The organism is Pseudomonas sp. H3(2019) (assembly GCF_007713465.1).
Classification (GTDB): domain Bacteria; phylum Pseudomonadota; class Gammaproteobacteria; order Pseudomonadales; family Pseudomonadaceae; genus Aquipseudomonas.
Map to the genome: position 1 here is coordinate 108,819 of NZ_VMSG01000006.1, position 17,222 is coordinate 126,040.

The following is a 17,222-nucleotide window of genomic DNA, read 5'->3' on the forward strand; positions in this document are numbered from 1 at the left end:
ATTTCGCCCCGTGAGCATTAGCGAATATTGTGTAGTAAGTGTTTCACAAAGGGTTACAGACGGCGCCTGCCAGAGCTGTAGGTAATGTAGTAAGTTAGGCCGGTGAATATCATGCGAAGCGCGCGCCAGTAGCGGAGCTTGCTTCAGAGGGTAGTTAATTGAACGATATGGCAAAGAATCTGATCCTGTGGTTGATCATCGCGGCTGTCCTCGTGACGGTGATGAACAACTTCTCCAGCCCTAACGAGCCACAGACCCTCAACTATTCCGACTTCATCCAGCAGGTCAAGGATGGCAAGGTCGAGCGCGTAGCCGTGGACGGCTATGTCATTACTGGCAAGCGCAATGATGGCGACAGCTTCAAGACCATTCGTCCGGCCATTCAGGACAACGGTCTGATCGGCGACCTGGTGGATAACCACGTAGTCGTTGAAGGCAAGCAGCCTGAGCAGCAAAGTATCTGGACTCAGCTCCTGGTCGCAAGCTTCCCTATCCTGGTGATAATCGCCGTCTTCATGTTCTTCATGCGGCAGATGCAGGGCGGTGCTGGTGGAAAGGGCGGGCCGATGAGCTTCGGCAAGAGCAAGGCGCGCCTGCTCTCCGAAGATCAGGTGAAAACCACCCTGGCTGACGTTGCCGGTTGCGACGAAGCCAAGGAAGAAGTGGGCGAACTGGTCGAGTTCCTGCGTGATCCCGGCAAGTTCCAGCGCCTGGGTGGTCGTATTCCTCGCGGTGTGCTGATGGTGGGGCCTCCGGGTACCGGTAAAACCCTGCTGGCCAAAGCCATTGCCGGTGAAGCCAAAGTTCCGTTTTTCACCATCTCCGGTTCCGACTTCGTCGAAATGTTCGTCGGTGTGGGTGCCAGCCGTGTTCGCGACATGTTCGAGCAGGCTAAAAAACACGCTCCATGCATCATCTTCATCGATGAAATCGACGCTGTCGGTCGTCACCGTGGTGCTGGCATGGGTGGTGGTCACGATGAGCGTGAGCAGACTCTCAACCAGTTGCTGGTAGAGATGGACGGTTTCGAAATGAATGACGGCATCATCGTCATCGCCGCAACCAACCGTCCTGACGTACTTGATCCTGCGCTGCTGCGTCCGGGCCGTTTCGACCGTCAGGTTGTCGTAGGGCTGCCGGATATTCGTGGTCGTGAGCAAATCCTGAAAGTCCACATGCGCAAAGTGCCGATGGGTGATGACGTTGCTCCGGCGGTTATCGCGCGTGGTACGCCTGGTTTCTCTGGTGCCGACCTGGCCAACCTGGTGAACGAGGCTTCGCTGTTCGCTGCCCGTACCGGCAAGCGCGTTGTCGAGATGAAAGAGTTCGAGCTGGCGAAAGACAAGATCATGATGGGTGCTGAGCGCAAGTCCATGGTCATGTCCGAAAAAGAAAAGCAGAACACTGCCTATCACGAAGCGGGGCACGCGATCGTTGGTCGTGTGGTTCCCGAGCATGATCCGGTCTACAAGGTCTCGATCATCCCGCGCGGCCGAGCGTTGGGTGTGACGATGTTCCTGCCGGAAGAGGATCGCTACAGCCTGTCCAAGCGTGCGTTGATCAGTCAGATCTGCTCGCTGTACGGCGGCCGTATTGCTGAAGAGATGACCTTGGGCTTCGATGGCGTGACCACGGGTGCATCGAATGACATCATGCGTGCCAGCCAGATTGCCCGAAACATGGTCACCAAGTGGGGCCTGTCGGAAAAACTCGGTCCTTTGATGTATGCCGAAGAAGAGGGTGAAGTGTTCCTCGGTCGCGGCGGCGGTGGTCAACATGCCAGCTTCTCGGGCGAGACTGCCAAGCTGATCGACTCGGAAGTGCGCAGCATCATTGACCAGTGCTACGGCACGGCCAAGCAGATCTTGACGGATAACCGCGACAAGCTCGATGCCATGGCCGATGCGCTGATGAAGTACGAAACCATTGATGCCGAACAGATCGATGACATCATGGCTGGTCGCACGCCGCGTGAGCCTCGTGACTGGTCGGGTGGTACCGGTACTCCTCCTGTCGTACAGGAAGAGCGTCCGGAAACTCCCATCGGTGGCCCGGCCGCCGACGTCTAAGGTTTGAAATGACTCTTGTACAGTCCTCAACCCGGTTGCCTTGCGGTAACCGGGTTCTTGATTTGGCTCATGTGCATGTCATGGGCATTCTCAATGTCACTCCCGATTCCTTCTCCGATGGTGGTCGCTTCAGTCGGCTCGATGCTGCTCTGCGGCACGCTGAGGCGATGGTGGCTGCCGGTGCGACCCTCATTGATGTAGGCGGCGAGTCGACCCGGCCTGGCGCACGGGCGGTCTCGCTGCTTGAGGAACTAGAGCGCGTGGCGCCGATCGTCGAGCGTATTCATCGCGAACTGGATGTGATTATCTCGGTCGATACCTCGACGCCTGCGGTCATGCGTGAAACTGCTCGCCTGGGGGCGGGTCTGATCAATGACGTGCGTTCGCTGCGTCGAGATGGCGCGCTGGATGCGGCAGCAGCGACCGGATTGCCGGTGTGCCTGATGCATATGCTTGGTGAGCCGGGAGATATGCAGGACAACCCGCATTATGATGACGTGACGAAAGAGGTTAGTGAGTTTCTTGTCGAGCGTATGGCGTCATGTGCTGCGGTCGGTATTCCAGCCGAACGGATCATTCTTGATCCGGGCTTCGGGTTTGCGAAAAACTTGCAGCACAATTTGAGTCTGTTCAAGCATATGGAAGCCCTGCATGCCTTGGGGCGGCCCCTGTTGGTCGGGGTTTCGCGAAAGAGCATGATCGGGCAGGCATTGAATCGCCCGGTGGGAGAGCGGCTGCATGGCGGCCTGGCTCTCGCTGCGTTGGCTGTCGTCAAGGGTGCGCGCATCTTGCGCGTGCATGACGTGGCCGAAACAGTAGATGTGGTACGGATGATCGCAGCAGTTGAGTCAGCCGAATAAGAATGATGGAGCGCTTATGACTAAGAAATATTTTGGCACCGACGGCATTCGTGGTCGGGTCGGCGAATATCCGATTACCCCTGAATTCATGCTCAAGCTTGGTTGGGCTGCGGGCATGGCCTTTCGCAGCAAGGGCGCTTGCAAGGTTCTTGTCGGCAAGGACACTCGGATCTCTGGTTATATGTTCGAGTCGGCACTGGAGGCCGGGCTTACCTCTGCCGGGGCTGATGTCATGCTGCTGGGGCCGATGCCTACTCCGGCTATCGCCTATTTGACGCGTACCTTCCATGCTGAGGCTGGCATTGTGATCAGCGCTTCGCACAATCCTCATGACGATAATGGCATCAAGTTCTTCTCCGGTCAGGGCACGAAACTGCCGGACGATGTTGAGCTGATGATCGAAGAATTGCTCGATATGCCGATGACCGTGGTTGAGTCGAGCAAGATCGGCAAGGTCTCGCGAATCAACGATGCCTCTGGTCGTTACATCGAGTTTTGCAAAAGCAGCGTGCCAACCGGCACCAATTTCGCTGGTCTGAAAATTGTGATCGATTGCGCGCACGGTGCTACCTATAAGGTGGCTCCAAGTGTTTTTCGTGAGCTGGGTGCGCAGGTGACGGTGCTTTCGGCCCAGCCTGATGGCCTGAACATCAATCACAATTGCGGTTCGACCCATATGGGGCAATTGCAGGCAGCCGTAGTGGCTGAGCAGGCAGATCTGGGCATTGCCTTCGATGGTGATGGCGACCGGGTGTTGATGGTTGATCACACCGGTGCGATCGTCGATGGCGACGAGTTGTTGTTCATCATCGCGCGCGATCTGCATGAGCGAGGCAAATTGCAGGGCGGTGTTGTTGGAACCTTGATGAGTAACCTGGGGCTGGAATTGGCCCTGGCGGATCTGGGAATTCCTTTTGTGCGGGCTAACGTCGGTGACCGCTATGTAATCGCCGAACTGCTTGAGCGTAACTGGCTGGTGGGTGGTGAAAACTCCGGTCACGTTGTGTGCTTCAGTCATACCACCACGGGTGACGCGATTATCGCTGCGTTGCAGGTGTTGATGTCTCTGAAACGTCGTTCCGAAGGTCTTGCTCAATCGCGTCAGGCACTACGCAAGTGTCCTCAGGTATTGATCAACGTGCGTTTCGGCGGCGGCAAAAACCCGGTCGAGCATGCGACTGTCAAAGAAGTCAGCGAGCGCGTCACCAAGGCTATGGCCGGGCGTGGTCGCGTGTTGTTGCGCAAGTCTGGCACAGAGCCGCTGGTGCGGGTCATGGTCGAAGGTGAGGACGAAACACTGGTTCGCGGTTACGCCGAAGAGCTGGCAAAACTGGTTGCTGAAGTTTCTGCCTGATTTCGGCTTGCCAGTAATGATGTGGTTGGGTAACATCTGCGCCCACTTTGACCGACGAGGTACAGCATGCGTCGCCCTATGGTAGCTGGTAACTGGAAGATGCACGGTACCCGCGCCAGCGTCGCTGAGCTGATTAACGGCCTTCGTCATCTGGCCTTGCCGAGCGATGTTGAAGTCGCGGTATTCCCGCCTTGCTTGTATATCAATCAAGTGATTGATGGCCTGGAAGGTACGTCGATTTCGGTCGGCGCGCAGAATTCTGCAGTGGAAGCCATGCAAGGTGCATTGACCGGTGAGATTGCACCGAGTCAACTGGTGGATGCAGGTTGTTCCTTGGTGCTCATTGGGCACTCGGAGCGTCGCCAGATCATCGGCGAGTGTGACGAGGTGCTGATTCGCAAGTTTGCAGCAGCGCAGGCATCTGGCTTGATTCCGGTGTTGTGCATAGGGGAGACCCTTGAGCAACGTGAGGGCGGAAAAACGCTTGAGGTTGTCGGGCGTCAGCTGAGCAGCATTATCGATGAGCTGGGTGTTGGTGTATTTGCAAAGGCAGTAATCGCTTACGAGCCGGTCTGGGCCATTGGCACCGGGCTGACTGCTTCGCCGCAACAAGCGCAGGATGTGCATGCAGCCATTCGTGAGCAGTTGGCGGCAGAGAATTCTGAAGTCGCACAAGGTGTGCGGCTTCTATACGGCGGCAGCGTGAAGGCGGCCAATGCGGTCGAACTGTTCGGCATGCCGGATATCGATGGGGGGCTCATTGGTGGAGCTTCCCTGAATGCAGATGAGTTCGGTGCGATTTGTCGCGCCGCGGGAAACTGAAAAAATGCTGGAAACAGTCGTAGTCGTTTTTCATCTGCTGGGTGCACTGGGCGTAGTTGCTCTCGTATTGCTGCAGCAGGGTAAAGGTGCGGATGCTGGCGCGTCTTTCGGAGCAGGTGCTTCAAATACTGTGTTCGGAAGCCAAGGTTCCTCTACCTTTCTTAGTAAGTTTACTGCTATACTTGCCGCAGGTTTCTTCATAACCAGCTTAGGGTTAGGTTACTTTGCTAAAGAGAAAGCTCATCAGCTGACTCAAGTAGGTTTACCAAATCCAGCGGTGTTGGAAGTTCCAAAGCAAAAACCGGCTTCTGATGATGTCCCGGTGCTTCAAGAGCAAAAGTCGGCAACCAATGCGACTGACGTGCCTTCAGCTCAAGAGCAAAAGTAAGAAGGGTTTCAAACGTAGTATTGCCGAGGTGGTGGAATTGGTAGACACGCAACCTTGAGGTGGTTGTGCCCATAGGGTGTAGGGGTTCGAGTCCCCTTCTCGGTACCAATTATCAGGAGAGCCCGCTGTTGCGGGCTTTCTTGTAGGTGGAAGGTTACATTGACCCTGTTAGGGATCGGTCGTATACTTCCGCCCCAGCTTTGTCGCGGGGTGGAGCAGTCTGGTAGCTCGTCGGGCTCATAACCCGAAGGTCGTCGGTTCAAATCCGGCCCCCGCAACCAGTTTCAGGAGCCCCTTTTCAGGGGCTTTTTGTTAGCTGGACACTTTATAACGCCGCTGTTCAACGGCGTTTCAGGGATGGGCGTTTCGCCCATTTTTTTATTTTGCATAGCATGCATTTACATGCACGAGGGGGTTCAGGTGTCGAGCAAGCTAGAACAGTTGCAGGCCTTGTTGGCCCCGGTGGTCGTGGCCCTTGGCTATGAATGCTGGGGTATTGAGTTTTCGGCTCAAGGTCGCCACTCACTGTTGCGCGTTTATATCGATAAAGAAGGCGGTGTGCTGGTGGACGATTGTGCCATCGTCAGCCGTCAGATCAGCGGTGTACTGGATGTTGAAGATCCGATCTCCGTTGAATACACCCTTGAAGTTTCCTCGCCTGGCATGGAACGCCCGCTGTTCACGCTTGAACAGTTTGCAAAGTTTGCCGGTGACCAAGTGAAGATCAAGCTGCGCTCGCCTTTTGAAGGTCGACGCAACTTTCAGGGCCTTCTGCGCGGTGTAGAAGAGCAGGACGTCGTGGTGCAGGTTGAAGACCATGAATTCCTGTTGCCGATCGATATGATCGACAAGGCCAACATTATTCCCAGTTTTGACTGAGACGCGGATCCCGCGGATCCAATGGCTTGCGAAAGGCGAGGCGTACGATGAGCAAAGAAGTACTGCTGGTTGTTGAGTCGGTATCCAATGAAAAGGGCGTACCGGCAAACGTAATTTTTGAAGCGCTGGAGCTGGCTCTGGCCACTGCTACCAAAAAGCGTTTTGAAGACGAAGTTGATCTGCGTGTGGAAATCAATCGCCACACCGGTGCTTATGAAACTTTCCGTCGCTGGACGGTAGTCGAAGAAGCAGACCTGGATGATCCGGCTGTTGAAACCTGGCCGAGCAAGGTCCAGGAAACGCATCCTGGCGCGAAGGTCGGTGATGTTGTCGAAGAAAAAATCGAGTCCATCGAGTTCGGCCGTATCGCTGCGCAGACTGCCAAGCAAGTTATCGTGCAGAAAGTCCGTGAAGCCGAGCGTGCTCAAGTCGTTGATGCCTACCGCGAGCGTCTGGGAGAAATCATCTCCGGCACCGTGAAGAAAGTAACCCGCGACAACGTGATCGTTGATCTGGGTAACAACGCTGAAGCGCTGCTGGCTCGAGAAGACATCATTTCTCGCGAAACTTTCCGGGTGGGTGTGCGCCTGCGTGCACTGCTCAAGGAAATCCGCACCGAGAACCGCGGCCCGCAGCTGATTCTGTCGCGTACTGCGCCGGAAATGCTGATCGAGTTGTTCCGCATCGAAGTGCCGGAAATTGCTGAAGGCCTGATCGAAGTAATGGCTGCCTCCCGTGACCCGGGTTCGCGTGCCAAGATCGCGGTCCGCTCCAAAGACAAACGCATCGACCCGCAAGGTGCTTGCATTGGTATGCGCGGTTCGCGCGTCCAGGCAGTGTCGGGTGAGTTGGGCGGTGAGCGTGTGGATATCGTCCTGTGGGACGATAATCCTGCGCAGTTCGTAATCAACGCCATGTCCCCGGCTGAGGTTGCGGCAATTATCGTTGACGAAGATGCCCATGCAATGGACATCGCCGTTGGCGCAGACAATCTGGCTCAGGCCATCGGTCGCGGTGGTCAGAACGTGCGTCTGGCTAGCCAGTTGACTGGCTGGACCCTGAACGTGATGACCGAATCGGACATCCAGGCTAAGCAGCAAGCAGAAACCGGCGACATCCTGCGCAACTTCATCGACGAGCTGGAAGTCGACGAAGATCTGGCGCAGGTGCTGGTTGATGAAGGCTTTACCAGCCTGGAAGAGATTGCCTACGTACCGTTGGAAGAAATGCTCAACATCGATGGCTTTGACGAAGACACCGTCAACGAGCTTCGCGCTCGGGCCAAGGATCGTTTGTTGACTAAAGCCATCGCTACTGAGGAAAAGCTGGCAGACGCCCATCCGGCCGAAGACCTGCTCTCGCTTGAGGGTATGGACAAGGATTTGGCGATGGAACTGGCGGTGCGCGGCGTAATTACCCGCGAAGACCTGGCCGAGCAGTCTATTGACGACCTGCTCGACATCGACGGCATTGACGATGATCGTGCCGGCAAGTTGATCATGGCCGCCCGAGCCCATTGGTTCGAGTAATAGGCGCGGCCTGAGGAGAGAAGTGCATGACGCAAGTCACGGTGAAACAACTGGCCGATGAGGTCAAAACACCGGTAGAGCGCCTGCTGCAGCAGATGCGTGAGGCAGGTCTGCCGCACACCGCCGCCGAGGAACATGTGACCGACAGTGAGAAGCAATCTTTGCTGACTCACTTGAAAAGCAGCCACAAGGCGAAAGTGGAAGAACCGCGCAAAATCACGTTGCAGCGTAAAACCACCAGCACCCTGCGTGTTGCTGGCAGCAAAAGCATCAGCGTTGAAGTACGCAAGAAGAAAGTCTTCGTACAGCGCAGCCCGGAAGAAATCGAAGCCGAGCGCAAACGCGAACTGGAAGAACGTCGCGCAGTAGAAAATGCTGCACGTCAGAAGGCTGAAGAAGAAGCCAAGCGTCGCGCCGAAGAAGAAGCGCGTCGCCAGCCTGCTGCTGCGCAACCTGCTACTGAAGCTGTTGCAGCACCTGCTGCAGTTGCCGAGCCAGTGCGTGAAGCACCGGTTGTAGCAGCTGCGCCAGCGGCTGACACTCGCAAACGCGACGAACAGCGTCGTCCGGACAAACCACGTGCTGACGATAACAATCGTCGTGGCGCGGGTGATGGTGAGCGCAAAAACGCTCCACATCGCGCTTCGGTCAAGGAAAAGGCGCCAGCTCCACGTGTTGCGCCACGCACTACCGACGAAGAAAGCGATGGCTTCCGTCGTGGTGGTCGCGGCAAGGCCAAGCTGAAGAAACGCAACGCCCACGGTTTCCAGAGCCCAACAGGCCCTGTCGTGCGCGAAGTGAAGATCGGCGAGACCATCACTGTTGGCGATCTCGCTCAGCAGATGTCGGTCAAGGCTGCTGAAATCATCAAGTTCATGTTCAAACTGGGTACTCCAGCGACCATCAACCAGGTACTTGATCAGGAAACTGCTCAACTGGTTGCTGAAGAGCTGGGCCACAAAGTGACCCTGGTCAGCGACACCGCCCTGGAAGATTCCCTGGCCGAGTCCCTGAAGTTTGAAGGTGAGGCCTTCTCCCGTGCGCCAGTCGTGACCGTAATGGGCCACGTTGACCATGGTAAGACCTCGCTGCTCGACTATATCCGTCGTGCCAAGGTAGCGGCTGGCGAAGCCGGCGGTATCACCCAGCACATCGGTGCGTACCACGTTGAAACCGAACGCGGCATGGTCACCTTCCTCGATACCCCGGGTCACGCCGCGTTTACCGCCATGCGTGCTCGTGGTGCCAAGGCGACCGACATCGTGATCCTGGTGGTTGCAGCGGACGACGGCGTGATGCCGCAGACCATTGAAGCCGTACAGCACGCCAAGGCTGCCGGTGTTCCACTGGTTGTTGCAGTGAACAAAATCGACAAGCCGGGCGCCGATCTCGATCGCATCCGTAGCGAACTGTCGGTTCACGGTGTGACCTCGGAAGAGTGGGGCGGCGACACTCCGTTCGTATCGGTTTCGGCGAAAGTCGGTACCGGTGTAGACGAGTTGCTCGAAGCTGTTCTGCTGCAAGCTGAAGTTCTCGAACTGAAAGCGACCCCTTCGGCTCCTGGCCGTGGTGTCGTGGTTGAATCGCGTCTCGACAAAGGTCGTGGCCCGGTTGCAACCGTTCTGGTTCAGGACGGCACCCTGCGCCAAGGCGACATGGTGCTGGTCGGTTCGAACTATGGCCGCGTTCGCGCCATGCTCGACGAGAACGGCAAGCCAATCAAGGAAGCCGGTCCTTCCATCCCTGTCGAGATTCTCGGCCTGGACGGTACCCCGGACGCTGGCGACGAGATGAGCGTGGTTGCCGACGAGAAGAAAGCCCGTGAAGTGGCTCTGTTCCGTCAAGGCAAGTTCCGTGAAGTCAAACTGGCTCGTGCTCACGCAGGCAAGCTGGAAAACATCTTCGAGAACATGGGCCAGGAAGAGAAGAAGACGCTTAACATCGTCCTCAAATCCGACGTCCGTGGTTCGCTGGAAGCGTTGAACGGCGCCTTGAACGGCCTGGGTAACGACGAAGTGCAAGTGCGTGTAGTCGGTGGCGGTGTCGGTGGTATCACCGAGAGCGACGCCAACCTGGCACTGGCCTCCAACGCTGTACTGTTCGGCTTCAACGTGCGTGCCGATGCCGGCGCTCGCAAGATCGTCGAGCAGGAAGGTCTGGATATGCGTTACTACAACGTGATCTACGACATCATCGAAGACGTCAAGAAAGCCCTGACCGGTATGCTTGGCAGCGACGTTCGGGAGAACATCCTGGGTATCGCTGAAGTCCGCGACGTGTTCCGTTCGCCGAAGTTTGGCGCGATCGCCGGTTGCATGGTTATCGAAGGTGTTGTGCACCGTAACCGTCCAATCCGTGTACTGCGTGAAGACATCGTTATCTTCGAAGGCGAGCTGGAATCCCTGCGCCGCTTCAAGGATGACGCTTCCGAAGTACGTGCCGGCATGGAGTGCGGTATCGGCGTGAAGAGCTACAACGACGTCAAAGTCGGTGACAAGATCGAAGTCTTCGAGAAGGTTCAGGTTGCTCGCAGCCTCTAACTCGCGCACTTCAAGAGCCGTGATGGGCAGCCGCATGCAAATGCACAGCGCATCACCCGGACTCTAAACGCAACGCCCGGTCTGGCTTTTGTCAGGCCGGGCGTTTGCCGCTTTCAGACCACACGGGTTTCACCGTGAGGCAGTAACAGGTAACAAGACATGGCAAAAGAATACAGCCGTACCCAACGTATCGGCGATCAGATGCAGCGTGAGCTGGCACAGCTGATCCGTCGTGAAGTCAAAGACCCGCGCGTCGGCCTGGTCACCATTACCGCTGTTGAAGTCAGCCGTGACGTCGGTCACGCCAAGATCTTCATCACCGTAATGGGGCAGGACAGCGCAGACGATATTGCTCAAAGCATCAAGGTGCTGAACTCGGCTGCCGGTTTCCTGCGCATGCAGTTGGCTCGCGAGATGAAGCTGCGCAGCGTTCCTCAGCTGCACTTCCACTACGACGAAAGCGTCGTGCGTGGCGCTCATCTGTCGGCATTGATCGAACGCGCCGTGGCTGAAGACAATCAGCACCCGGTTGCGGCAGAACCCGTAGACACCAAGGAGTAATCGGTGGCTCAGGTCAAACGTATCCGTCGTAACGTCAGCGGTATCATCCTGCTCGACAAGCCGCTGGGGTTCACCTCCAACGCGGCGTTGCAGAAGGTTCGCTGGCTGCTCAATGCCGAGAAGGCCGGGCACACCGGCAGTCTTGATCCGTTGGCCACCGGCGTGTTGCCGCTGTGCTTCGGTGAGGCGACCAAGTTCTCGCAATACCTGCTCGACTCCGACAAGGGCTATGAAACCCTGGCGCAACTGGGCAAGACCACCACCACGGCAGACGCTGAAGGTGAAGTTTTGCAGGAACGCCCGGTGACCGTTGGTCGCGCCGATATCGAAGCGGTTTTGCCGAAATTTCGTGGGCAAATCAGTCAGATACCGCCGATGTACTCAGCCCTCAAGCGTGACGGTCAGCCGTTGTACAAGTTGGCTCGTGCAGGTGAAGTGGTGGAGCGCGAACCGCGTTCTGTTACTATTGCGCGCTTGGAATTGCTCGCCTTTGAAGGTGATACTGCGCGCTTCGCCGTAGATTGCAGCAAAGGCACCTATATCCGCACCCTCGTGGAGGATATTGGTGAAGCACTCGGTTGTGGCGCTTACGTTGCGCAGTTGCGACGTACCCAGGCCGGTCCGTTCAGCCTGGCCCAGACGGTCACGCTGGAAGAGTTGGAAGCAGTACATGCCGAAGGCGGCAACGAAGCGGTTGATCGCTTCCTGATGCCATCGGACAGCGGCCTGCTGGATTGGCCACTGTTGCAGTTCTCGGAGCACAGCTCGTTCTACTGGCTCAACGGCCAGCCGGTACGCGCCCCGGATGCACCGAAATTCGGTATGGTACGTGTACAGGATCACAATGGTCGCTTCATCGGTATCGGTGAAGTGAGCGAAGACGGGCGCATCGCGCCACGTCGACTGATTCGGTCAGAATGACCGGACGAGGGTGGCTGTTAACAGGCACGGTCACTACTCATTTTTAGATACAGGGATTTGTCCCTGGCCTGTTGAAACTGTTTCTTTGAAACAGTTTCCTGATAAAAGGATTGCCTCATGGCTCTCGACGTTCAAGAAAAAGCTCAAATCGTAGCTGACTACCAGCAAGCTGTTGGTGACACTGGTTCGCCAGAAGTGCAAGTTGCACTGCTGACCCACAACATCAACAAACTGCAAGGTCACTTCAAGGCCAACGGTAAAGATCACCACTCCCGTCGTGGTCTGATCCGCATGGTAAACCAGCGTCGCAAGCTGCTGGACTACCTGAAAGGCAAGGACGTGAGCCGTTACAGCGCTCTGATCGCTCGCCTGGGTCTGCGTCGCTAATAAGCGATTGCGCTAGAGGTTGGTTGTCTGTCGTGCGTCAGCGGGTTTCCCGCCGGCGCATGGCAGGCTCCCAGCCTCAAGTTTTATCTGGACAACAGTTTTATCTGGACAATCAAAGTCGGGCCGATTCCCGGCATTGCCCAAGAATTTCGCAAGAAAACCAGTTCCCCCAAGAGCCACAAAGAAGGTAGGACACCGTGAACCCGGTAATCAAAAAATTCCAGTTCGGTCAGTCGACCGTTACCCTCGAGACTGGCCGTATCGCCCGTCAGGCCTCCGGCGCAGTATTGGTCACCGTTGACGACGACGTCAGCGTATTGGTGACCGTAGTCGGTGCCAAACAAGCCGATCCAGGCAAGGGCTTCTTCCCTCTGTCTGTTCACTACCAGGAAAAAACTTACGCTGCCGGTAAGATCCCTGGCGGTTTCTTCAAGCGCGAAGGCCGTCCTTCCGAGAAAGAAACCCTGACTTCCCGACTGATCGACCGTCCGATCCGTCCGCTGTTCCCGGAAGGTTTCATGAACGAAGTGCAGGTTGTCTGCACCGTCGTTTCCACCAGCAAGAAGACCGATCCGGACATCGCTGCGATGATCGGTACCTCGGCTGCGCTGGCGATCTCCGGCATTCCTTTCGATGGCCCGATCGGCGCTGCCCGCGTTGCATTCCACGAAAGTACCGGCTACCTGCTGAACCCGACTTACGAGCAACTGAAAGCTTCGAGCCTGGACATGGTCGTTGCCGGTACTTCGGAAGCGGTATTGATGGTTGAATCGGAAGCCAAAGAGCTGACCGAAGACCAGATGCTGGGCGCGGTACTATTTGCTCACGACGAGTTCCAGGTTGTGATCAACGCTGTTAAAGAACTGGCTGCCGAAGCTGCCAAGCCAACCTGGACCTGGGCTCCTCAGCCTGAAGCCACCGCACTGCTGGGCGCTATCCGTGCCGAGTTCGGCGACGCGATCTCCCAGGCTTACACCATCACCGTCAAGGCCGACCGTTACGCTCGCCTGGGCGAACTGAAAGACCAGGTTGTTGCCAAGCTGTCCGGTGAAGAAGGCCAGCCTTCGTCCAGCGAAGTCAAAGCAGCTTTCGGTGAAATCGAATACCGCACCGTTCGCGAAAACATCGTTAACGGCAAGCCACGTATCGACGGCCGCGACACCCGTACCGTACGTCCGCTGAACATCGAAGTCGGCGTTCTGCCGAAGACCCACGGTTCGGCATTGTTCACCCGTGGCGAAACCCAGGCTCTGGTCGTTGCGACTCTGGGCACCGCCCGTGACGCACAACTGCTGGACACCCTGGAAGGCGAGAAAAAAGACCCGTTCATGCTGCACTACAACTTCCCTCCGTTCTCGGTGGGCGAGTGTGGTCGCATGGGTGGCGCTGGTCGTCGTGAAATCGGTCACGGCCGTTTGGCCCGTCGTTCGGTTCAGGCCATGCTGCCTGCTGCCGACGTGTTCCCGTACACCATCCGTGTGGTATCGGAAATCACCGAATCCAACGGTTCCAGCTCGATGGCATCGGTCTGCGGTGCTTCCCTGGCGCTGATGGACGCTGGTGTGCCAATGAAGGCGCCGGTTGCCGGTATCGCCATGGGCCTGGTTAAAGAAGGCGAGAAGTTCGCCGTCCTGACCGACATCCTGGGTGACGAAGACCACCTGGGCGACATGGACTTCAAGGTAGCCGGTACCTCCAAAGGTGTTACCGCGCTGCAGATGGACATCAAGATCAAAGGCATCACCGAAGAAATCATGGAAATCGCTCTGGGCCAAGCCCTGGAAGCGCGCCTGAACATCCTCGGCCAGATGAACCAGATCATTGCCCAGTCGCGTACCGAGCTGTCGGAAAACGCTCCGACCATGATTGCGATGAAAATCGACACCGACAAAATCCGTGATGTCATCGGTAAAGGCGGCGCAACCATTCGTGCGATCTGTGAAGAGACCAAGGCTTCGATCGACATCGAAGACGACGGCTCGATCAAGATCTTCGGCGAAACCAAGGAAGCAGCTGAAGCCGCTCGTCAGCGCGTCCTGGGCATCACCGCTGAAGCTGAAATCGGCAAGATCTACGTCGGTAAAGTGGAACGCATCGTCGACTTCGGCGCATTCGTCAACATCCTGCCGGGCAAGGACGGTCTGGTTCACATCTCCATGCTGAGCGACGCTCGCGTTGAGAAAGTGACCGACATCCTGAAAGAAGGCCAGGAAGTGGAAGTACTGGTACTGGACGTGGACAACCGCGGCCGTATCAAGCTGTCCATCAAAGACGTAGCAGCAGCCAAGGCTTCGGGCGTTTAATTACCCCGCAGCTTAAGCGCTGAACAAGCAAACGCCCCGACTGGTTCGGGGCGTTTTGCTGTGTGCTGTTAAATCAAAAGATCGTCTGAAGCAAATTGAGGGGCTTACCAAGTTGCCCGACCCCAAAGTCAGTGCTAGGTTTAGCCCACCGCCCGTGTAGCTCAGCCGGTAGAGCAGCGCACTCGTAACGCGAAGGTCGCAGGTTCGATTCCTGTCTCGGGCACCACTTCCCCTTATTTCACCTTACGGCTCAATTCCTCGACGGTGCGTTTGAGCTGATCCATCGCACGATCCTGATCGCTGATGGTCCGTTTCAGGTTCGAGATCTCGCTGCTGTTCGAGCTGGAGCTGGAGCCGCTGTTGCGATTGAGATCTTCCACCTGCCGACCAAGCTTATCCAGATCACGTTCCTGCTCTTTGACCTTGCTCTTGAGGTCGTCGATCTCCTTGCTGCTGGAGTTTGAGCTGGAACCGCTGCTGCGCTTGAGTTCTTCGATCTGGCGCGTCTGGTTGCTGATGGTTTCCTGCATCTTTTTCAGTTCGTCGATGCGCAAATCGCTTTTGACCAGAACGTCCTTGCCGTATTCATTATGGATGGCGGAGAGTTTGTCATCGTAGGACGGACTGCCGTTGCTCAGCTCAATGCCGGCCATTGCGGTGCCCGGCAGAGCCAGGACACCCAGCAGGGCGGTCATTGCGGTGGCGGACAGAACAGAGGAAAGCTTCGAAAAACTGCGCATCACTGAGGTTCCTTGTGAAGTACCGATATGGCACATTGCTATGACTTTGGATTTGAAATTATGTTCCCGAGGCTCTTGATGCACCCTGCATGAAACTTTTTGTGGGATAGATGTAAAGAGCCGTGTAAATCGTGGGCCAAACGTCCTATATTCGGTGCCTGCATGAGCACCGCCCAGCAGTTTTCAGATGATCCCGAATGGTTCTGAAGGCCAGATAAACCGGGCTTCAAACGGTTTTCTGCGTCAGAGAGATCCTTGATGATCCAGATCCATCTTCCATTCCCATGATCAGCGAGAACGCCATGACCGTGAACGAAATGACTCAAGAGCAAAGACACGAAGAGGCCCTCAAGAAGTACATGCTTGATGCGCCGGAATTGATGGAAGAGATCAAGAACCTGAGCGCCGACGATCAGAAAGATCAGATTCAGTGGGCGTTCGAGGACGAGGCAGAAGCGCAGGGCTTGCAGCCTTGGGAGCTGACGCTCAAGTACACCTCAACGCCGGAAGAGTACGAAGCGACGCGCCTTGCGTTGCACAAGGAAGCCGCCGAAGTGCTGGGCGTCGAGTGGGAAGAATATTGCGAGATGAACAATCTGGTGGTTTGAAAGCAGCTTCAAGCTACAAGCTACAAGCTACAAGCTACAAGCCAAGCGCGGAACCGCTTGAGGTTTGCAGCTTGCAGCTTGCAGCTCCTCAGATACTGAGGCGCATCGACAGGTCTACAGCCTTCACATCCTTGGTCATCGCCCCAATCGAGATGTAATCCACGCCCGTCTCGGCGATTGGCCGCAAGGTGCTTTCGTTGACGCCACCGCTGGCTTCGAGTTTCGCCTTGCCGGCATTCAGCCGCACGGCTTCGCGCATGTCGTCCAGGCTCAGTTCATCAAGCATGATGATGTCGGCGCCCGCCGCCAGGGCCTCCTTGAGCTCCTCCAGGCTTTCCACTTCAACCTCCACCGGTTTGCCCGGCGCGATCTTGTGCGCGGCGGCGATGGCTTGAGGGATACCACCGCAGGCAGCGATATGGTTTTCCTTGATCAGAAACGCGTCGTAAAGACCGATGCGGTGGTTGTGGCAACTGCCGCAGGTCACGGCGTACTTTTGCGCCAACCGCAGCCCAGGCAGGGTTTTTCGGGTATCCAGCAGTTTCACCTGAGTATCGGCAACGAAGTCGGCCAGGTACTGCGCGCGAGTGGCGACACCGGAAAGCAGTTGCAGGAAGTTCAGCGCACTACGCTCGCCGGTCAGCAGCGAACGGGCGGGGCCTTCGAGGTGAAACAACGCCTGATTGGGGCTCACGCGTTCACCGTCGCGCACTTGCCAGTGCACCGCGACCCGAGGGTCCAGCTGGCGAAACACCGCGTCGACCCAGGCGGTGCCGCTGATGACGGCCGCATCACGGGTAATGATCGTGGCTTTGGCCAGGCGTTCGGCGGGGATCAGTTGTGCGGTGATGTCGCCGCTGCCGATATCTTCAAGCAACGCACGGCGCACGTTGGCTTCGATTTCGGCGGTCAAATCGGCGAGGCGTAGATTCGGCATAACGGGCTCCACAAACAAAGTGCTCCGATTATAGGGCCATGCTGCAAGCGAACCCAAGGCGCCCACTACTTTCAGCGGGTTCTAAAACCTGCATTTGGTCGACTCGCCAGCATTATTCCTCCTGCGTGCTGGTCTGTGACCCTCGAAGCCAGCGCCCAGAGCCAGCCGTCGCAGCGGGCTGGCCCTGGAGTTTCGCCGTGGCGCGGTGCGCACGCTCGACGACACCTGATTGTTCGATCGGGCGCTGGAGTCGGTGATTGGCAACCTGCATCGACTCAATTGCGGCAAGTGATCGCAACCTGAGGGGTGATCACGGCATACTGG

General features: G+C 56.8%; 15 protein-coding genes, 3 tRNA genes and 1 pseudogene. 17 read left to right on the plus strand and 2 right to left on the minus strand.

The window, feature by feature from the left end; translation table 11 throughout:
* The first annotated feature begins 167 nt into the window (after positions 1-167).
* The 15 genes from ftsH (at position 168) to FPT12_RS08570 (ending at position 14,839) form a co-directional block, all read left to right on the plus strand.
* Positions 168-2,069, plus strand: a complete 1,902-nt coding sequence (gene ftsH / locus FPT12_RS08500; protein ID WP_054594064.1) for an ATP-dependent zinc metalloprotease FtsH — start codon at positions 168-170, stop codon at positions 2,067-2,069.
* Between the two features lie 8 nt (positions 2,070-2,077).
* Positions 2,078-2,929, plus strand: a complete 852-nt coding sequence (folP, locus tag FPT12_RS08505) for a dihydropteroate synthase (RefSeq protein WP_145015698.1) — start codon at positions 2,078-2,080, stop codon at positions 2,927-2,929.
* A 16-nt stretch (positions 2,930-2,945) separates the two neighbouring features.
* The gene (glmM, locus tag FPT12_RS08510; protein WP_145015699.1) at positions 2,946-4,283 is read left to right on the plus strand and encodes a phosphoglucosamine mutase; all 1,338 of its coding nucleotides are present in this window, start codon (positions 2,946-2,948) and stop codon (positions 4,281-4,283) included.
* Positions 4,284-4,349: 66 nt separating this feature from the next.
* Positions 4,350-5,105 carry a triose-phosphate isomerase gene (gene tpiA, locus FPT12_RS08515; protein ID WP_145015701.1) on the plus strand — a complete coding sequence of 252 codons (756 nt, stop codon included), beginning with the start codon at positions 4,350-4,352 and terminating at the stop codon, positions 5,103-5,105.
* Positions 5,106-5,109: 4 nt separating this feature from the next.
* Positions 5,110-5,493 (plus strand): preprotein translocase subunit SecG, encoded by a 384-nt coding sequence (gene secG, locus FPT12_RS08520; RefSeq protein ID WP_145015703.1) that lies wholly within the window; start codon positions 5,110-5,112, stop codon positions 5,491-5,493.
* Between the two features lie 22 nt (positions 5,494-5,515).
* Positions 5,516-5,601 (plus strand) — tRNA-Leu (locus tag FPT12_RS08525).
* A gap of 96 nt (positions 5,602-5,697) precedes the next feature.
* Positions 5,698-5,774 (plus strand) — tRNA-Met (locus FPT12_RS08530).
* A gap of 139 nt (positions 5,775-5,913) precedes the next feature.
* Positions 5,914-6,372 carry a ribosome maturation factor RimP gene (gene rimP / locus FPT12_RS08535; protein WP_024265126.1) on the plus strand — a complete coding sequence of 153 codons (459 nt, stop codon included), beginning with the start codon at positions 5,914-5,916 and terminating at the stop codon, positions 6,370-6,372.
* Between the two features lie 47 nt (positions 6,373-6,419).
* Entirely contained in the window at positions 6,420-7,901 is a 1,482-nt protein-coding gene (gene nusA, locus FPT12_RS08540; protein WP_019691793.1) for a transcription termination factor NusA, read from the plus strand.
* 26 nt (positions 7,902-7,927) lie between these two features.
* Positions 7,928-10,441 (plus strand): translation initiation factor IF-2, encoded by a 2,514-nt coding sequence (gene infB, locus FPT12_RS08545; protein WP_145015705.1) that lies wholly within the window; start codon positions 7,928-7,930, stop codon positions 10,439-10,441.
* A 159-nt stretch (positions 10,442-10,600) separates the two neighbouring features.
* Positions 10,601-11,002, plus strand: coding sequence for a 30S ribosome-binding factor RbfA (rbfA, locus tag FPT12_RS08550; protein ID WP_019691795.1), 402 nt, complete (start codon positions 10,601-10,603; stop codon positions 11,000-11,002).
* A 3-nt stretch (positions 11,003-11,005) separates the two neighbouring features.
* Positions 11,006-11,923 (plus strand): tRNA pseudouridine(55) synthase TruB, encoded by a 918-nt coding sequence (truB, locus tag FPT12_RS08555; protein ID WP_019691796.1) that lies wholly within the window; start codon positions 11,006-11,008, stop codon positions 11,921-11,923.
* 117 nt (positions 11,924-12,040) lie between these two features.
* Positions 12,041-12,310 carry a 30S ribosomal protein S15 gene (rpsO, locus tag FPT12_RS08560; protein WP_003197723.1) on the plus strand — a complete coding sequence of 90 codons (270 nt, stop codon included), beginning with the start codon at positions 12,041-12,043 and terminating at the stop codon, positions 12,308-12,310.
* Positions 12,311-12,507: 197 nt separating this feature from the next.
* The gene (pnp, locus tag FPT12_RS08565) at positions 12,508-14,613 is read left to right on the plus strand and encodes a polyribonucleotide nucleotidyltransferase (protein ID WP_103318613.1); all 2,106 of its coding nucleotides are present in this window, start codon (positions 12,508-12,510) and stop codon (positions 14,611-14,613) included.
* Between the two features lie 150 nt (positions 14,614-14,763).
* Positions 14,764-14,839 (plus strand) — tRNA-Thr (locus tag FPT12_RS08570).
* A 7-nt stretch (positions 14,840-14,846) separates the two neighbouring features.
* Here FPT12_RS08570 and FPT12_RS08575 read toward each other — a convergent pair.
* Positions 14,847-15,353 (minus strand): hypothetical protein, encoded by a 507-nt coding sequence (locus FPT12_RS08575; RefSeq protein ID WP_145015707.1) that lies wholly within the window; start codon positions 15,351-15,353, stop codon positions 14,847-14,849.
* 302 nt (positions 15,354-15,655) lie between these two features.
* On the opposite strand from FPT12_RS08575, the gene FPT12_RS08580 reads away from it, so the two are divergent.
* Positions 15,656-15,961 carry a DUF6388 family protein gene (locus FPT12_RS08580; RefSeq protein ID WP_054598178.1) on the plus strand — a complete coding sequence of 102 codons (306 nt, stop codon included), beginning with the start codon at positions 15,656-15,658 and terminating at the stop codon, positions 15,959-15,961.
* Between the two features lie 88 nt (positions 15,962-16,049).
* Here FPT12_RS08580 and nadC read toward each other — a convergent pair whose 3' ends face one another.
* A complete protein-coding gene (gene nadC, locus FPT12_RS08585; protein WP_145015709.1) occupies positions 16,050-16,898 on the minus strand; it encodes a carboxylating nicotinate-nucleotide diphosphorylase in 849 nt (282 codons plus the stop codon).
* A gap of 169 nt (positions 16,899-17,067) precedes the next feature.
* Here nadC and FPT12_RS28300 point away from each other — a divergent pair.
* Positions 17,068-17,190 (plus strand): annotated as a pseudogene (locus FPT12_RS28300) (hypothetical protein); the annotation flags it as partial.
* Positions 17,191-17,222 lie beyond the last annotated feature (32 nt).